This is a genomic window from Gilliamella sp. B3023, from assembly GCF_026536845.1.
Lineage (GTDB): Bacteria > Pseudomonadota > Gammaproteobacteria > Enterobacterales > Orbaceae > Gilliamella > Gilliamella apicola_E.
In genome coordinates, this window is the sequence record NZ_JAFNNH010000057.1 from 1 (window position 1) to 1,116 (window position 1,116).

At 32.5% G+C, this 1,116-nt stretch carries 2 protein-coding genes; both read right to left on the reverse strand.

The genetic code is table 11. From position 1 onward, the window contains the following. Positions 1-158: 158 nt before the first annotated feature. Positions 159-443, reverse strand: coding sequence for a hypothetical protein (locus J3U16_RS11930; protein ID WP_267343194.1), 285 nt, complete (start codon positions 441-443; stop codon positions 159-161). Positions 444-598: 155 nt separating this feature from the next. Continuing rightward, positions 599-883 carry a hypothetical protein gene (locus J3U16_RS11935; RefSeq protein ID WP_267343196.1) on the reverse strand — a complete coding sequence of 95 codons (285 nt, stop codon included), beginning with the start codon at positions 881-883 and terminating at the stop codon, positions 599-601. Positions 884-1,116 lie beyond the last annotated feature (233 nt).

Genomic DNA, 1,116 nt, shown 5'->3' on the forward strand with positions numbered 1-1,116 from the left:
TTAATTCATTGAGTTCCTGCAGATATTTGTCATGTTGTTCTTGTGTAATTAAATTTACCGCCAAAGCATGTCTGAATTCATTTTTCATAATGCTTTCAATTGTTTTCACTCGTTCTTTTTGGTCTCGCATACTGCACTCCTTAGGGGGATTTCATCATTTACATCTCGATAAGCCAACTGTCTTCCAACCCTTCTTTTATATAGCCTCTAACAAAATCTAAGGCTACAATTTTTTCATAGTAATTATTTATCTTATCCCAATCATCTGGATAAAAACTTGGGTCATCTTTATATTTTTTATAAATGTAAGACGTTAATTTATTGAGCTCCTGCAGATAATTATCATGTTGTTCTTGTGTAATTAAATTTACCGCCAAAGCATGTCTGAATTCATTTTTAGTCAATCTTTCGATACTGTAAACTCGCTCTTTTTGGTCCCTCATACTGTTCTCCTTAGGCAGTTTTGGTGATATTAACGGCTGAATTATAACCAAATTTTTTTGGGGGTTGCATTGGTTTGTGCAAAATTCGAAGTACCTTGATTATCAACCCTCTGTATCTGCTTGAAAAGTTGAATAATATTATCTACTTTCATTATTTACATCTCAATAAGCCAACTGTCTTCTAACTCTTCTTTTGTATAATCTCTGATAAAATCTAAGGCTACAATTTTTTCATAATAGTCATTGATTTTAATCCAATCTTCATCGTAAAAAGCTAAACTATCTTTATATTTTTCATAAATATAAGACGTTAATTCATTGAGTTGCTGCAGATAGTTGTCATGTTGTTCTTGTGTAATTAAATTTACCGCCAAAGCATGTCTGAATTCATTTTTAGTCAATCTTTCGATACTGTAAACTCGCTCTTTTTGGTCCCTCATACTGTTCTCCTTAGGCAGTTTTGGTGATATTAACGGCTGAATTATAACCAAATTTTTTTTGGGGTTGCATTGGTTTGTGCAAAATTCGAAGTACCTTGATTATCAACCCTCTGTATCTGCTTGAAAAGTTGATTAATATTATCTACTTTCATCATTTACATCTCGATAAGCCAGTCATCTTCTAACCCCTCTTTTGTCCGACTACGAACAAAATCCAATCCAATGATTTTTTC